17 protein-coding genes are annotated in these 13,496 nt (G+C 67.8%); 9 read left to right on the top strand and 8 right to left on the bottom strand.

Going from position 1 to position 13,496, the window contains the following annotated elements; all coding sequences use genetic code 11:
* Window position 1: 1 nt before the first annotated feature.
* Together ACOI2T_RS21665 and ACOI2T_RS21660 are read right to left on the bottom strand one after the other, a co-directional pair.
* Window positions 2–418 carry a DUF5313 domain-containing protein gene (locus ACOI2T_RS21665; RefSeq protein WP_409503501.1) on the bottom strand — a complete coding sequence of 139 codons (417 nt, stop codon included), beginning with the start codon at window positions 416–418 and terminating at the stop codon, window positions 2–4.
* Window positions 415–849 (bottom strand): limonene-1,2-epoxide hydrolase, encoded by a 435-nt coding sequence (locus tag ACOI2T_RS21660; RefSeq protein WP_409503500.1) that lies wholly within the window; start codon window positions 847–849, stop codon window positions 415–417. Before ACOI2T_RS21660 ends, ACOI2T_RS21665 begins: the two co-directional genes overlap by 4 nt.
* 41 nt (window positions 850–890) lie before the next feature.
* On the opposite strand from ACOI2T_RS21660, the gene ACOI2T_RS21655 reads away from it, so the two are divergent.
* From ACOI2T_RS21655 to recX, 5 genes are all read left to right on the top strand, one after another.
* Window positions 891–2,063 (top strand): glycosyltransferase, encoded by a 1,173-nt coding sequence (locus tag ACOI2T_RS21655; RefSeq protein WP_409503499.1) that lies wholly within the window; start codon window positions 891–893, stop codon window positions 2,061–2,063.
* Window positions 2,064–2,073: 10 nt separating this feature from the next.
* Window positions 2,074–2,268 carry a DUF3046 domain-containing protein gene (locus ACOI2T_RS21650; RefSeq protein WP_067851096.1) on the top strand — a complete coding sequence of 65 codons (195 nt, stop codon included), beginning with the start codon at window positions 2,074–2,076 and terminating at the stop codon, window positions 2,266–2,268.
* A 46-nt stretch (window positions 2,269–2,314) separates the two neighbouring features.
* The gene (locus ACOI2T_RS21645; protein WP_085148276.1) at window positions 2,315–2,518 is read left to right on the top strand and encodes a hypothetical protein; all 204 of its coding nucleotides are present in this window, start codon (window positions 2,315–2,317) and stop codon (window positions 2,516–2,518) included.
* 167 nt (window positions 2,519–2,685) lie between these two features.
* A complete protein-coding gene (gene recA / locus ACOI2T_RS21640) occupies window positions 2,686–3,738 on the top strand; it encodes a recombinase RecA (RefSeq protein ID WP_067851099.1) in 1,053 nt (350 codons plus the stop codon).
* Window positions 3,707–4,267 carry a recombination regulator RecX gene (recX, locus tag ACOI2T_RS21635; RefSeq protein WP_409503498.1) on the top strand — a complete coding sequence of 187 codons (561 nt, stop codon included), beginning with the start codon at window positions 3,707–3,709 and terminating at the stop codon, window positions 4,265–4,267. The genes recA and recX overlap by 32 nt, the downstream gene beginning before the upstream one ends.
* A 1-nt stretch (window position 4,268) precedes the next feature.
* Here recX and ACOI2T_RS21630 read toward each other — a convergent pair whose 3' ends face one another.
* Complete coding sequence (locus ACOI2T_RS21630; protein ID WP_409503689.1) at window positions 4,269–4,874, bottom strand: LysE family translocator; 606 nt, start codon at window positions 4,872–4,874, stop codon at window positions 4,269–4,271.
* Between the two features lie 81 nt (window positions 4,875–4,955).
* Between ACOI2T_RS21630 and ACOI2T_RS21625 the strand changes: the two genes are divergently transcribed.
* Complete coding sequence (locus ACOI2T_RS21625; protein WP_067851106.1) at window positions 4,956–5,492, top strand: AAA family ATPase; 537 nt, start codon at window positions 4,956–4,958, stop codon at window positions 5,490–5,492.
* Between the two features lie 10 nt (window positions 5,493–5,502).
* Here ACOI2T_RS21625 and ACOI2T_RS21620 read toward each other — a convergent pair whose 3' ends face one another.
* From ACOI2T_RS21620 to ACOI2T_RS21605, 4 genes are read right to left on the bottom strand one after another with little or no spacing between them, the layout of a single operon-like run.
* Window positions 5,503–6,423 (bottom strand): amino acid ABC transporter permease, encoded by a 921-nt coding sequence (locus ACOI2T_RS21620; protein WP_409503688.1) that lies wholly within the window; start codon window positions 6,421–6,423, stop codon window positions 5,503–5,505.
* A gap of 22 nt (window positions 6,424–6,445) precedes the next feature.
* Window positions 6,446–7,126, bottom strand: coding sequence for an amino acid ABC transporter permease (locus ACOI2T_RS21615; protein WP_409503497.1), 681 nt, complete (start codon window positions 7,124–7,126; stop codon window positions 6,446–6,448).
* A 24-nt stretch (window positions 7,127–7,150) separates the two neighbouring features.
* Window positions 7,151–7,981 (bottom strand): glutamate ABC transporter substrate-binding protein, encoded by an 831-nt coding sequence (locus tag ACOI2T_RS21610; RefSeq protein WP_421874273.1) that lies wholly within the window; start codon window positions 7,979–7,981, stop codon window positions 7,151–7,153.
* A 25-nt stretch (window positions 7,982–8,006) separates the two neighbouring features.
* Window positions 8,007–8,735, bottom strand: a complete 729-nt coding sequence (locus ACOI2T_RS21605) for an amino acid ABC transporter ATP-binding protein (RefSeq protein ID WP_409503687.1) — start codon at window positions 8,733–8,735, stop codon at window positions 8,007–8,009.
* Between the two features lie 187 nt (window positions 8,736–8,922).
* On the opposite strand from ACOI2T_RS21605, the gene miaB reads away from it, so the two are divergent.
* Together miaB and ACOI2T_RS21595 are read left to right on the top strand one after the other, a co-directional pair.
* A complete protein-coding gene (miaB, locus tag ACOI2T_RS21600; RefSeq protein WP_409503686.1) occupies window positions 8,923–10,503 on the top strand; it encodes a tRNA (N6-isopentenyl adenosine(37)-C2)-methylthiotransferase MiaB in 1,581 nt (526 codons plus the stop codon).
* Window positions 10,491–11,096, top strand: a complete 606-nt coding sequence (locus ACOI2T_RS21595; protein ID WP_409503495.1) for an Rv2732c family membrane protein — start codon at window positions 10,491–10,493, stop codon at window positions 11,094–11,096. Before miaB ends, ACOI2T_RS21595 begins: the two co-directional genes overlap by 13 nt.
* Before the next feature lie 3 nt (window positions 11,097–11,099).
* On the opposite strand, the gene ACOI2T_RS21590 is transcribed toward ACOI2T_RS21595, so the two are convergent.
* A complete protein-coding gene (locus ACOI2T_RS21590; protein ID WP_409503494.1) occupies window positions 11,100–12,452 on the bottom strand; it encodes a DUF349 domain-containing protein in 1,353 nt (450 codons plus the stop codon).
* A 165-nt stretch (window positions 12,453–12,617) separates the two neighbouring features.
* Here ACOI2T_RS21590 and ACOI2T_RS21585 point away from each other — a divergent pair, with 165 nt between their 5' ends.
* Window positions 12,618–13,493: a DMT family transporter gene (locus tag ACOI2T_RS21585; protein WP_067851417.1), complete on the top strand. Its 876-nt coding sequence runs from the start codon at window positions 12,618–12,620 to the stop codon at window positions 13,491–13,493.
* Window positions 13,494–13,496: the final 3 nt, after the last annotated feature.

Here is a 13,496-nt window from a genome sequence, read left to right as displayed (position 1 = left end):
CTCAGACGTCGTGGCTGCTTGGCGGCCCCGACCGCGGTCCGTACCTCTCGATGTAGGCCTCATGGATGTGCGCGTTCTTCTTGCGGGACAGCGCGTCGACGAGGTTGGGGTCCAGCCCGTGTTTGGCCAGCATGTGGCGGCGCCACACCTTGTTGAGGGCGTGCGAGAAGAACACGAACGGGATGAAGATCGGCAGCGTCATGCTGATGTGGACGTACAGCGTCGTCGGGATCAGCCAGAACGGTGCCAGGATGATCAGGGCGGGCACCGCCATCCGCACCATCATCCGGACGGTGGCGCCCTCGCCGGCCAGATCGTCACGTACCCAGCCGCGCATGGAATCGGGCAGTCGCCGCCCGTAACAGTAGGTGACGTACTCCCAGATGTTCGGTTCGGAGCGGGCGGACGGCTCGCTCACAGGGTCGTGCGCAGCGACGGGACCACCACGCCGGCGACGCCCCGCACGGTTGCCTTCAACATGTCGAAGAAGTCGAAGTAGTCGCGCCACAGCGTGATTCGGCCGTCGTGCACCTCGAATACGCCGCAGACCCAGAACTGCAGCCGCAGCGGGCCGAAGGTCAGGGCATCGGTGCGTTCGGTGAGCACGGACGCACCGTCGGCCGCGCTGCGGTGAATCTTCACCTCGAAACCGGCGCGGCCCTGCATCGACCGGAACAGCTTCATCGCGCGGGTGCGCCCGTAGATCGTCGGCAGCCCGACGTTCTGGTAGACGAGATTCTGGGCCAGGGCGTTCTCGGCCGTATCGAAGTCCTCGTCCTGCAGTGCGTTCAGGAACACCTCGACCGTGGTGGTCGGGTCCTGCACTGTCGTGGATGATTGGTCAGCCATGCCCGAAGCCTAGATGCCGGGGGCTGTGGCAGGGTAGGCCGGTGCGCGTAGCCGTGGTTGCCGGGCCCGATCCCGGGCATGCCTTCCCAGCCCTCGCGCTGTGCCGAGAATTCCTGGCCGCGGGGGACACCCCGACCCTGTTGACGGGCGTGGAATGGCTGGACACCGCGCGTGCCGCCGGCATCGTCGCGATCGAACTCGACGGCCTGGATCCCACCGAACTCGACGACGACGCCGACGCCGGAGCCAAGATCCACCAGCGGGCAGCCCGCATGGCGGTGCTCAACGTGCCGCGGCTACGGGACCTCGCGCCCGATCTGGTGGTCTCCGACGTCATCACCGCATGCGGAGGTCTGGCCGCCGAACTGCTCGGACTGCCGTGGATCGAGCTCAATCCCCATCCGCTTTACCGGCCGTCGAAGGGGCTTCCGCCGCTCGGCAGCGGCCTGGCGCCCGGCGTCGGTGTCCGGGGCCGGTTGCGTGACGCCGTGATGCGGGCGCTGACCGCGCGGTCGTGGCGCGCCGGGCTCGCGCAGCGTTCGGCGGCGCGGGTGCAGATCGGTCTGCCCGCGGCCGACCCGGGACCGCTGCGCCGGTTGATCGCGACCCTGCCCGCCCTTGAGGTGCCGCGCCCGGACTGGCCGGACGAGGCGGTTGTCGTGGGCCCGCTGCACTTCGAGCCCACCTCCGCGGTGCTGGACGTGCCACCGGGATCCGGCCCGGTGATCGTGGTGGCGCCGTCCACCGCGGTGACCGGGGCGCAGGGGATGGCCGAGCTCGCACTGGAGTCGCTGCGGCCGGGGGAGACGGTGCCCGCGGGCGCGCGCGTGGTGGTCTCGCGCCTGGCCGGAGCCGACACCCACGTGCCGCCGTGGGCCGTCGTCGGGCTGGGCCGCCAGGACGAACTGCTCTCGCACGCCGATCTGGTGATCTGCGGCGGCGGGCACGGCATGGTGTCCAAGACGCTGCTGGCGGGTGTGCCGATGGTGGTCGTCCCGGGCGGTGGCGATCAATGGGAGATCGCCAATCGTGTTGCGCGCCAGGGCAGTGCGCAACTCGTGCGGCCGTTGACGGCCGACGCTCTCACCGCTGCGGTCGGCGCGGTGCTCGGCTCGCCGGCCTACCGGGAGGCCGCGGCGCGTGCCGGGGCATCGGCGGCCGAGGTGGCAGATCCGGTACGGGTGTGCCATGACGCCCTGTCCCGGGCTGGGTAGGTTGGGGTCCGTGCGGTTGACGGAATTCCATGACCTTGTGGATGGCCAGTTCGGCTCGATGAGAGGGCGCTCCCTGCTCGTCGACCATGTGCTGAGCGGCCTCGGCGGACGCACCGCCGCGCAGGCCATCGAAGACGGTGTCGAGCCCCGCGAGGTGTGGCGGGCGCTGTGCGCAGACTTCGACGTGCCGCGCGATCAATGGTGAGGTTTTTCCGCTTTTCCTGATCGCGAATCCGGCGTATACCGGAGCTATGGGTCTCGGTGACCATCCGATGCGGACGCCGTTCTACGGCGTGCTGCTGGTGATCGTCGCAGTTCTGTTGGCGTGGCTGGTCGCGTCGACACTGACCGGATGGCAGGCGGCGGTCGGATACTTCCTGGCGATCGCCGTCGGCGCGGTCGGATTCGTCATGACGCTGCGGGATCTCGACAACTTTCCGAACTGGCGGCACTGACCGCCGCGCCGTGCACGGCGTGTCCACTTGAATCGAACAGATGTTCGTCTACTGTGGTCGGCATGCGATGGCTAGATGCTGGTCAGGCCGACTTGTCGGTGGCTACCTCTAGCGTCACGGACAACTGATCGAAAACCGATCAACCACCCACAAGGACGGAGATCACCATGGCGCAGCAGGCACCTGACCGCGAAAAAGCGCTCGAATTGGCGATGGCGCAGATCGACAAGAACTTCGGCAAGGGGTCGGTGATGCGCCTCGGTGACGAGGTGCGCCAGCCGATCTCGGTCATCCCGACCGGTTCGATCGCGTTGGATGTGGCACTCGGTATCGGCGGTCTGCCGAGGGGCCGTGTCGTCGAGATCTACGGCCCGGAGTCCTCGGGTAAGACGACGGTCGCGCTGCATGCGGTGGCCAACGCGCAAGCCGCAGGCGGCATCGCGGCGTTCATCGACGCCGAGCACGCGCTCGATCCCGAGTACGCCAAGAAGCTCGGCGTGGACACCGACTCGCTGTTGGTCTCTCAGCCCGACACCGGTGAGCAGGCGCTGGAGATCGCCGACATGCTGGTGCGTTCGGGTGCGCTGGACATCCTGGTGATCGACTCGGTGGCCGCCCTGGTGCCCCGCGCCGAGATCGAAGGCGAGATGGGCGACAGCCACGTCGGCCTGCAGGCCCGCCTGATGAGCCAGGCGCTGCGGAAGATGACCGGCGCGCTCAACAACTCCGGCACCACCGCGATTTTCATCAACCAGCTCCGCGAGAAGATCGGCGTGATGTTCGGCTCGCCCGAGACCACAACGGGCGGTAAGGCGCTGAAGTTCTACGCCTCGGTCCGGATGGACGTCCGCCGCATCGAGACACTCAAGGACGGCACCGATGCCGTGGGTAACCGCACCCGCGTCAAGATCGTCAAGAACAAGGTGTCGCCGCCGTTCAAGCAGGCCGAGTTCGACATCCTCTACGGCCAGGGCATCAGCCGCGAAGGCTCGCTCATCGACATGGGTGTCGAGCACGGCTTCATCCGCAAGTCGGGCTCGTGGTTCACCTATGAGGGTGAGCAGCTGGGCCAGGGCAAGGAGAACGCCCGCAAGTTCCTGCTGGAGAACGTTGACGTCGCCAACGAGATCGAGAAGAAGATCAAAGAGAAGCTCGGTATCGGTGCCGTCGTGACCGCCGAGGCAACTGATGACGTCCTGCCCGCCCCGGTTGACTTCTGAGTCGCCCGGCAAGCCCGAGGGGGAGCAGGCGCAGGATCCCCGCGCCCGCGAGGAGCAGGCCAAGAATGTCTGCCTGCGCCTGCTCACCGTGCGGGCACGTACCCGCTCCGAACTCGAGGCGCAGCTGACCAAACGCGGCTACCCCGATGACGTCAGTGCCAGGGTGCTCGACCGGCTCGCCGAGGTCGGACTGATCGACGATGAGGATTTCGCCGAGCAGTGGGTGCGTTCTCGGCACGCCAATGCCGGAAAAGGCAAGCGGGCGTTGGCCGTTGAACTGCGCAAGAAGGGCGTGGACGACGAGGTGATCAGCTCGGCACTGGCCGATCTCGATCCGGCTGCCGAGCGGCAGCGGGCCGAGCAGCTGGTCCGGGACAAGTTGCGCCGTGAACGCCTCGCCGACGATGACGATGTGAAGGTGACGCGCCGGTTGGTGGGCATGCTCGCCCGCCGCGGCTACAGTCAGTCGATGGCGTTCGACGTGGTCAGTGTCGAGCTCGCCAGTGAGCGGGAGCGGCGCCGGGTGTAGTTCAGTCTTTTCTGCCGGTGGCGGCGACGGTCACGCCCAGGCCGATCATGGCGAGCCCGCCGACGCCGCCCACCATGGCGAGCCTTCGCGGTGAATGCGCGAACCAGCTTCTGGCAGTTGCCGCGACGAGGCCCCACACGGAGTCGGACGCGATCGCGATCAGGTTGAAGACCAATCCGAGGATCAGGATCTGGACGATGACGCCGTGACCGTTGCCGCGGTCGACGAACTGCGGCAGGACAGCCGCGAAAAACACAATGGTCTTCGGATTGGCGACACCGACGGCGAACCCGTCCCACAGCGTGCGGGACACGCCGTGTCGTGGATCGCCGCCATCGAGGTTGGCTTGCAGCTCGCCGCGATGGCGGATCGCGGTGACGCCGAGATAGATCAGGTACGCCGCGCCGGCGAGTTTGAGTGCGGTGAACGCGACGACGGAGTGTTCGACGACGGTGCCGACACCGAATGCCACGGCGACGACGAGCACGTACGCGCCCAGCGCGTTGCCGGCTACGGTGGTGAGCGCCGTCTGGCGGCCGTGCGCCAACGCTCGGCCGATGACGAACAGGACGCTCGGCCCCGGCACGACGATCAGGACGAACGACATCGCCGCGAACGCCAGTAGCCGGTCGGCAGACACCACGGGGGCAGCTTATCGGCTGACCACCTGCACGGTAGCTTGACCAACGTGAACGGCGAAGTGGTGATTCTGACCGGTCCGCCCGGAAGCGGCAAGACCACAGCGGCGGACATCGTCGCGGGCGCAGCCGACCGGCCGACCGTGCATCTGACCACCGATCAGTTCTATCGGGCGATCCGCGCCGGGTACATCCCGCCGTTTCTGCCGGAGGCGCAAGCGCAGAACGAAGTGGTCATCGACGCGATCGTGGCGGCGGTCGCGGCGTACGCCGGTGGCGGATTCGACGTGGTGGTCGACGGCATCGTCGGACCGTGGTTTCTCGGACCCTTCCGCGATCTCGCGGCGCGGGCGGGAATCACCTTGTCCTACATCGTGTTACGGCCGACGCTGCAGACCGCGCTGGCGCGTGCCCAGGCCCGCAGCGGCGACGACCTCAAGGACCCCGACGCCATCACCGGTTTGCATTCCGCGTTCGCCGAACTCGACGGCCTGGAAAGCCATGTCATCGACAACAGCGCACTCGACGCATCCGGCACGGCCGAGCGGGTTCGCCAGGCGATCGCCTCGGGCCGTTACCGCCTGTGATCCAGCAGATCTAGGTACCGCGGGACTGCTCGCCGGTGGCCGCCAACTCCACGTGCGCACCCGGGGCGCCTTCCTGTTCGATGGCTTCGGCCGCCAGGGGAGTCGGTGCCCGCCGGGAGCTCCGCAGCCGGCGTTCGATATTCGTGGCCAGCGCCGACAATGCGAAGTTCACGGTGATCATCAAGATGGCGATGACGATCAAGGCCGGTAGGTAGTTGCCGTAGGACGAACCGATGTTGGTGCCCTGCCGCACCATCTCCACGAACGTGATCTGGTAGCCGATCGCGGTGTCCTTGAGCACGACCACCAGTTGCGAGATCAAGACCGGCAGCATGGCCGTGATCGCCTGCGGCAGCAGGATCATGCGCATGGTCTGGGTCCACGACAAGCCGAGTGACCATGCCGCCTCACTCTGCCCGCGGGGCAGGGAACTGACCCCGGCGCGGACGATCTCGGCGATCACCGCGCCGTTGTAGAGCGTCAGACCCGTGATGACCCCGGCCAGCGCAAGGTGTTTCGACGGGAAGACGTCGTATGTGGCGTACAGGAAGTACGCGAAGATCATCATGATCAGGACCGGGACCGCGCGGAAGAACTCCACGATCACGGCGCTGACCCAGCGGATCGGGCCGATCGGCGCGAGCCGGCCCACCCCGAGGATCAGGCCGAGCGCCAGTGCCAGCACGATCGACACGGCCGCCGCCGTCAGCGTGCCCTGCACCCCGGGCAACACGTACGTCATCCACAGGTCGGACGTGAGAAACGGCTTCCACTTGGCCGCTTCGAGTTGATCGCGGTTCCACAGCTGGTAGACCACGAACGCGATGACTGCTCCGGTGATCAACACGGTGAGCGCCGTCAGCAGATGGTTGCGTGCCCGGGCCCGCGGACCGGGCGCGTCGAAGAGAACCGATCCGCTCACCTTGGCCATCCGTTCGTCGCGCAAGCGCTCATCACCTGGCCACCGCCAATCGCTTACCGAGCCACCCGAAGAACAATCCGAGCGGCAACGTCAGCAGGATGAACCCGACCGCGAAGATCGTGCCGACGGCGATCAGCGCGGCGGTGTTCTCGATCATCTCCTTCATCAGCAACGCGGCCTCGGCGACACCGATCGCCGAGGCGATCGTCGTGTTCTTCGTCAACGCGATCAGAACCGAGCCGAGGGGGATGATCACCGCGCGAAAAGCCTGCGGCAGCAGGACCAATCGCAGGTTCTGGCCGAACGTCAAACCCAGCGACCGGGCGGCCTCGGCCTGCCCCAGGGGCACGGTGTTCACCCCCGACCGCACGGTCTCGCATACGAATGAAGCGGTGTAGACCGTCAACCCGAGCACCGCGAGCCGAAAGTTGCTGTCGGTGATGGAGGTTGGCGAATTCGGGTCGACGAGGGTGATCCGCAACGTCTGCCCCACCCCGAACGAACAGAACAGGATGATCAGCGTCAGGGGAGTGTTGCGGACGATGTTGACATACGTCGTGCCGATCCAGTTCATCACCGGTGTCGGCGCCAGCCGCATCGCGGCCAGCACGGTGCCCAGAATCAGCGCTCCGACCGCGGAGTACACGGTCAGCTGGATGGTCGTCCAGAACGCCGCGAATATCTCATCGCGGTACTCGGTGAAGATCTCCACGGTCGGAGCTGTGCCTCCGGCGGATCAGTAGCGGTCGACGGGCGGCGGCGTGGGGGCCTGGATACCGGCCGGGCCGAGGTTCTTGTCGAACGCTTCCTTCCAGGTGCCGCTTGACTCCATCTTCTCGATGGCGTCGTTGATCTTGTTGCGCAGTTCGGAATCGCCCTTCTTCAGGCCGATGCCGTAGCGCTCCTCGGAGAAGGTGTCGCCGACGATCTTGAACGTGCCCGGCGTCTGCGCGGCGTAGCCGGCCAGGATGACCTCGTCGGTCGTCACGGCGTCGATGACACCGTTCTTGAGCGCGTCGATGCAGGCCGAGTAGGTGTCGAACTGCTGCAGCTGCACCTTCGGATACTCGTCCTTGATCCGCTGCGCGGGAGTCGACCCGGACACCGAGCACAGCTTCTTGTTGTTCTCCAGCGACGCCGCCCCGGTGATGTCGGTGTTGTCGGCGCGCACCAGCAGGCTCTGCCCGGTCAACAGGTAGGGCCCGGCGAAGTCGACCTTCTCCTTGCGCGCGTCGGTGATCGAGTAGGTGGCGGCGATGAAGTCGACCTGGTCGTTCTGGATCAGCGTCTCGCGCTGGGCCGACGGCGCTTCCTTCCATTCGATCTGGTCCTCGTTGTAGCCGAGTTCCTTCGCGACGTACTTGGCGACGTCGACGTCGAAGCCGGACACCGAGCCGTCCGGATTCTTCTGGCCGAGGCCGGGCTGGTCGTACTTGGTTCCGATGACGATGGTGTTGCCCTCGTCGCCGCCACCGCCGCCCCCGCATGCGGTCGCGGCGAGCGGCAGTGCGACGGCCAGTGCGATCGCACCGACGACACGCATCCGTCGTGTGGGTATGGACGCCATATTCCTGGTTCCTTTCACCGGAGCATTAGTGATGGAGAATCTTGCCGAGAAAATCCTTGGCGCGATCGGTTTTCGGATTGTCGAAGAACTCGGCAGGCGCGGAATCCTCGAGGATGGCGCCGTCGGACATGAACACCACGCGATCCGACGCCCGGCGAGCGAAGCCCATCTCGTGGGTGACCACGACCATCGTCATGCCCTCGCCGGCCAGCGAGGTCATCACCGCGAGAACTTCGTTGATCATCTCGGGATCCAGGGCGCTGGTCGGCTCGTCGAACAGCATGACCTTGGGATTCATCGCCAGTGAGCGCGCGATGGCCACGCGCTGCTGCTGGCCGCCCGACAACTGCGCGGGGTACTTGTCGGCCTGGTTGGCCACGCCGACGCGCTCCAGCAGCGCCATGGCGTTGTCACGCGCCTTCTCCTTGGCGGCCTTGCGCACCTTCATCGGCGCGAGCGTGACGTTCTCCAGGATCGTCTTGTGCGCGAACAGGTTGAAGGACTGGAAGACCATCCCGACATCCGAACGCAGCTGCGCGAGCTTGCGTCCCTCGGCCGGTAGCTGTTCGCCGTCAACCGAAATCGTGCCCGAGTCGATGGTTTCCAGCCGATTGATGGTGCGGCACAACGTCGACTTACCCGAACCGGACGGGCCGAGCACGACGACCACCTGGCCGCGGCCGACATCCAGGTTGATGTCCTTGAGGACATGCAGGGAGCCGAAGTGTTTGTTGACTCCCTGGAGTGAAATCATCGGCACCTCTGGTGGCGCCGGATCGTCGACCTGCGGCTGCGCGCCGGGGCTTCCCATGGGTGCAGACCTTACCCAGGGAACGCCCAGCGTGCTCGCATTCGTGAATCCGCGCCGGAGTCGCCCGGGCGGCGACCTCCTGCCCGGTTGACGTCTGTCGCGCGTCCGTACCATTAGGGCCGTGACTTCGATGGTGACCCGACAGGCGGCGCACGACGCCGTCGATGCGGTGCCGGTCGACTCCTCGCGCGAGCGCTCGTCGGCCGTGCGCACCTATCAGGTCCGCACGTACGGGTGCCAGATGAACGTCCACGATTCCGAGCGGCTCTCGGGGCTGTTGGAGGCGGCCGGATATCGGCGGGCCGACGACGGTGCCGACGCCGACATCGTGGTGTTCAACACCTGCGCGGTGCGGGAGAACGCGGACAACAAGCTCTACGGCAACCTCAGCCACCTGGCGCCCCGTAAGCAGTCCGATCCGAACATGCAGATCGCGGTCGGCGGCTGCCTGGCGCAGAAGGACCGTGACGCGGTGCTGCGCCGTGCGCCGTGGGTGGACGTGGTGTTCGGCACGCACAACATCGGCTCGTTGCCGACACTGCTGGACCGGGCCCGTCACAACCGCGAAGCCCAGGTCGAGATCGTCGAGGCGCTACAGGAGTTCCCGTCCATGCTGCCCGCGGCGCGGGAGTCGGCCTATGCCGCTTGGGTTTCCATTTCGGTGGGGTGCAACAACACCTGCACGTTCTGCATCGTGCCGTCGCTGCGCGGCAAGGAGGTCGACCGCAGGCCGGGCGACATCCTCGCCGAGGTGCAGTCGCTCGTGGACCAGGGTGTGCTGGAGATTACTCTGCTCGGTCAGAATGTGAACGCCTACGGCGTGTCTTTTTCCGACGAGCGCTTACGCGAGGACCCAACAGCCCCGCCTGCGATGCCGCGCGATCGCGGCGCGTTCGCCAAGCTGCTGCGGGCGTGCGGTGGCATCGACGGCCTGGAGCGGGTCCGGTTCACCTCACCGCATCCGGCCGAGTTCACCGACGACGTGATCGAGGCCATGGCGGCGACGCCGAACGTGTGCCCCACGCTGCACATGCCGCTGCAGTCCGGTTCGGACCGCATCCTCAAGGCCATGCGCCGCTCTTACCGGGCCGACCGGTATCTCGGGATCATCGACAAGGTCCGCGCCGCGATCCCGCACGCCGCGATCACCACCGACCTCATCGTCGGTTTCCCCGGCGAGACCGAGGAGGACTTCCAGGCCACCCTCGATGTGGTCGAGCGGTCGCGGTTCGCGAGCGCGTTCACCTTCCAGTACTCCAAACGGCCCGGCACCCCGGCTGCCGACATGGCCGATCAACTGCCGAAAGCCGTTGTCTCCGAGCGTTATCAGCGGCTCATCGAGCTGCAGGAGCGGATCTCGCTCGAGGAGAATCGGGCGCAGGTCGGCCGCGTCGTCGAACTGCTCGTCGCCACCGGCGAGGGCCGCAAGGACGCCGCCACCGCACGCATGTCGGGGCGGGCCCGCGACGGCCGGCTGGTGCATTTCCTCCCGGGGGACAACGAGATCCGTCCCGGCGACATCGTCACGACGACCGTCACCGGCGCGGCCCCGCATCACCTGATCGCCGATTCCGCGATCGTCGGGCACCGGCGCACCCGTGCCGGTGACGCACATGCGGCGGGGCAGCGACCGCGCACCGGCGTCGGCCTGGGGATGCCACGCATCGGTGCGCCGGTGCGACAACCGTCCTCGGGAGGGTGTGGGTGTTGACCAATCACGGTGACTTCGAGCAGTTCAAGGGCGACCTCGATGCCGTCGAACGCAAGATGGCACGCGAGTTCGACCCGGGTGCCCGCGCGCTCGTGGTGGCGATCCTGGTGTTCATCGTGCTGCTGTCGTTCGTGCTGCCGCACACCGGTGACAGCTTGGGTTTCGACGTCCTGGTCGGTGACGCCGCGGCGGTCCGTGACGGTGTGTCGCTGCCCTCGCGCGTGTTCACCTGGCTGGCCTTGGTCTTCTCGGTCGGCTTCTCGACGCTTGCGTTGCTGACCCGCCGCTGGGCGCTGGCCTGGGTGGCATTGGCCGGCTCGGCCGTGGCCAGTGCGCTCGGCATGCTCGCGGTGTGGTCGCGCCAGACCGCGACCGGCTATCCCGGGCCGGGGTTCGGCCTGATCATCGCCTGGCTCGCGGTGATCGTGCTGACGTTCCACTGGGCACGTGTGGTGTGGTCGCGCACTGCGGTGCAGCTGGCGGCCGAGGAGGAACGCCGCCGGGCCGCCGCGCAGCGTGAACAGCGCAGCCTGCTCGACGACACCGACAAGGACAAGCCCGCCAAGGATCCGGACGAGCCGGACCAGGCTTAGCAGTCAGCGGCGCTTACCCAGCGACTCGGCCGCGGCGTCCGCCCACTGGCGCCACTGCTCGGCGCTGGCCCGTGCCGCCTCGGCGTCTTTCGTCCGGCCCGCTGCGGCAGCCTTCTCGGCCTGCTTCTCGAATTGTTCGGCGCGGGCCCGGAATTGGTCGGCACGCGCCTGCGCTTCCGGATCGACGCCGCCAACGGGGGCATCGCGAATCTTCTTCTCGACGGCCCGCAGCCGGCGTTCCAGGTCGGCCGCGCGCTCACGCGGCACCTTGCCGATCGCGTCCCACTTGTCGCCGATGACCCGCAATGCCGCGCGCGCCGCGTCGAGATCGGTGGTGTCGATCTTCTCGGCCTCGGCCAACAGCGCTTCTTTGGCCGCGGCATTGGCCTTGAACTCGGCGTCGCGTTCGGCATGGGCGGCGTTGCGGGCCGAGAAGAACGTGTCCTGGGCGGCCTTGAACCGCTGCCACAGGGCGTCGTCGACGTCCTTGGCCGCGCGGCCCGCCGCTTTCCACTCGGCCAGCAGATCGCGGAACGCGGCACCGGTCGCGCCCCAGTCGGTCGAACCGGCCAGTTCCTCGGCGCGCTCGCACAGCGCCTCCTTGGCCTGCCGGGCCCCGAGCCGGTTGCGGTCGAGTTCGGCGAAATGCGAACCGCGCCGGCGGTTGAAGGTCTCCCGCGCGGCCGAGTAGCGCTTCCACAACGCATCGTCGACCTTGCGGTCCAGCCCGGTGATCGTGCGCCACTCGTCGAGGATTTCGCGGAGCCGGTCGCCTGCGGCTTTCCACTGCGTGGCGTTGGCGGCCAGATCCTCGGCCTCGGCGGCGAGCGCTTCCTTGCGGGCGGTCTGTGCCGCGCGGTGTTCGTCGCGCTGCGCGCGTTCGTTCTGGGCTGCCGCGTCGGCTTGTTCGAGGATCGCCGCCAGCCGCGCGCCCAGGGCGTCGACATCGCCGAGAACCGCTGCGGTGGGCAGGGTTTCGGCAAGCGCGGCGGCTGCCGACTTGACCTTGCGGGCATCGCCGGTGCCCGACGTCAGGCGCCGTTCGAGCAGTGCCACCTCGGTGTGCAGGTCGTCGAAGCGGCGACCGAAGTGGGCGTATGCCGACTCGGTGTCGCCGGCCTGCCAGGAGCCGATGACGCGCTCGCCGGAACCGGTGATCAGCCAAACCGTGCCGTCGGCGTCGACCCGGCCGAACCGGTGGGGATCGCTCGTCGGTGCCGGCGCAACCACCGGACTGGCCGCCCGGCCGGGGTGGGGCACGGGGCGGGGTGGTCCTGGCCTTGGAGTTGAACCGGGAGTTGGACCGGGCGTGGGCCGGGGGGTGGGCTTGGGGGTGCCTGGCTCACTGGTTGTCATATCCGCTCCTCGTACTCCGCGCGGTTGACCCGCGCACCTGCCGCGCGACGCGGCGCCCGTTGCTGTCAGCTTTCGACCGCTATTCAAGCAGGTCGTGGCGTGCCGTGCCCATGGCTTTAGGCTCAATGGCTCCACAAACTCGAAAGGGCGGCGATGGACGCGGGCATGGCACGGGCGGATCTGGCGGCCCTGCTGGCCCTCGGGGCGGCACTGTTCATCGCGATCGGCGACGTCATCCATCAGCGCTCGGCGCATCAGGTGACCGACGAACCGGTGAGCCACGTCGGACTGTTCGCCCGGTTGCTGCGGGATCGGCAGTGGTGGCTGGGCAGCCTCGTGGCAGCGGTGGGTTTCGCGCTGCAGGCAGCGGCACTCGGCCTCGGCTCGGTGTTGCTCGTACAGGCCTTGCTGGTGACTTCGCTGCTGTTCGCCCTGCCGATCAACGCGCGGCTCGCGCACCGGCGGGTCACGCGCTGGGAATGGCTGTGGGCGGCGCTGCTGGCCGGCTCGGTCGCGGTCATCGTCACCGTCGGCAACCCGACCGAAGGCCATGCCAGAGGGCCGCTCGAAGCGTGGACGCTGGTGATCGCGGTGCTCGGTCCGGCGCTCGTGCTCTGTCTGATCGGTGCCAGGATCTGGTCCGGCGCGACGAGTGCGGTGCTGCTCGCGGTGGTCTCCGGCGCCATGTGGGGCCTGTTCGCGGTGCTCACCAAGGGCGTCGTCGACCACCTCGGCGACGGATTGTGGGCTCTGCTGCGCGCCCCTGAGCTCTACGCGTGGGCGGTGGTGGCCGTCGCGGGCACCGTGATCCAGCAGTCCTCGTTCCGGGCCGGCGCGCTGACGGCATCGCTGCCCACCATGACCGTCACCGAACCGATCGTCGCCTCGGTGCTCGGCGTCGTGGTGCTCGGTGAAACCCTTCGGCCGGGTGAGGCCGGGTGGCTGACCCTGATCGTCGCCGTCACGGCGATGGTGGTCGCCACCGCGGCACTGGCCCGCGGCGAGGCCGCCAGCGAACAGGCCGCGACGTCGGCGCACTAGTTT

The organism is Mycolicibacterium wolinskyi str. Jessa 2025 (assembly GCF_049241375.1).
In the GTDB taxonomy this organism is placed as follows: domain Bacteria; phylum Actinomycetota; class Actinomycetes; order Mycobacteriales; family Mycobacteriaceae; genus Mycobacterium; species Mycobacterium wolinskyi.
This window is presented reverse-complemented; position numbering and strand designations above follow the sequence as displayed.

Excerpts from the sequence above, each read along its gene's own strand:
- ACOI2T_RS21660 (WP_409503500.1), bottom strand. The coding sequence starts at position 849 with ATGGCTGACCAATCATCCACGACAGTGCAGGACCCGACCACCACGGTC.
- ACOI2T_RS21645 (WP_085148276.1), top strand. The coding sequence starts at position 2,315 with ATGGGTCTCGGTGACCATCCGATGCGGACGCCGTTCTACGGCGTGCTG.
- recA (WP_067851099.1), top strand. The coding sequence starts at position 2,686 with ATGGCGCAGCAGGCACCTGACCGCGAAAAAGCGCTCGAATTGGCGATG.
- recX (WP_409503498.1), top strand. The coding sequence starts at position 3,707 with ATGACGTCCTGCCCGCCCCGGTTGACTTCTGAGTCGCCCGGCAAGCCC.
- ACOI2T_RS21630 (WP_409503689.1), bottom strand. The coding sequence starts at position 4,874 with ATGTCGTTCGTCCTGATCGTCGTGCCGGGGCCGAGCGTCCTGTTCGTC.
- ACOI2T_RS21620 (WP_409503688.1), bottom strand. The coding sequence starts at position 6,423 with ATGGCCAAGGTGAGCGGATCGGTTCTCTTCGACGCGCCCGGTCCGCGG.
- ACOI2T_RS21610 (WP_421874273.1), bottom strand. The coding sequence starts at position 7,981 with ATGGCGTCCATACCCACACGACGGATGCGTGTCGTCGGTGCGATCGCA.
- ACOI2T_RS21605 (WP_409503687.1), bottom strand. The coding sequence starts at position 8,735 with ATGATTTCACTCCAGGGAGTCAACAAACACTTCGGCTCCCTGCATGTC.
- miaB (WP_409503686.1), top strand. The coding sequence starts at position 8,923 with ATGGTGACCCGACAGGCGGCGCACGACGCCGTCGATGCGGTGCCGGTC.
- ACOI2T_RS21590 (WP_409503494.1), bottom strand. The coding sequence starts at position 12,452 with ATGACAACCAGTGAGCCAGGCACCCCCAAGCCCACCCCCCGGCCCACG.
- ACOI2T_RS21585 (WP_067851417.1), top strand. The coding sequence starts at position 12,618 with ATGGCACGGGCGGATCTGGCGGCCCTGCTGGCCCTCGGGGCGGCACTG.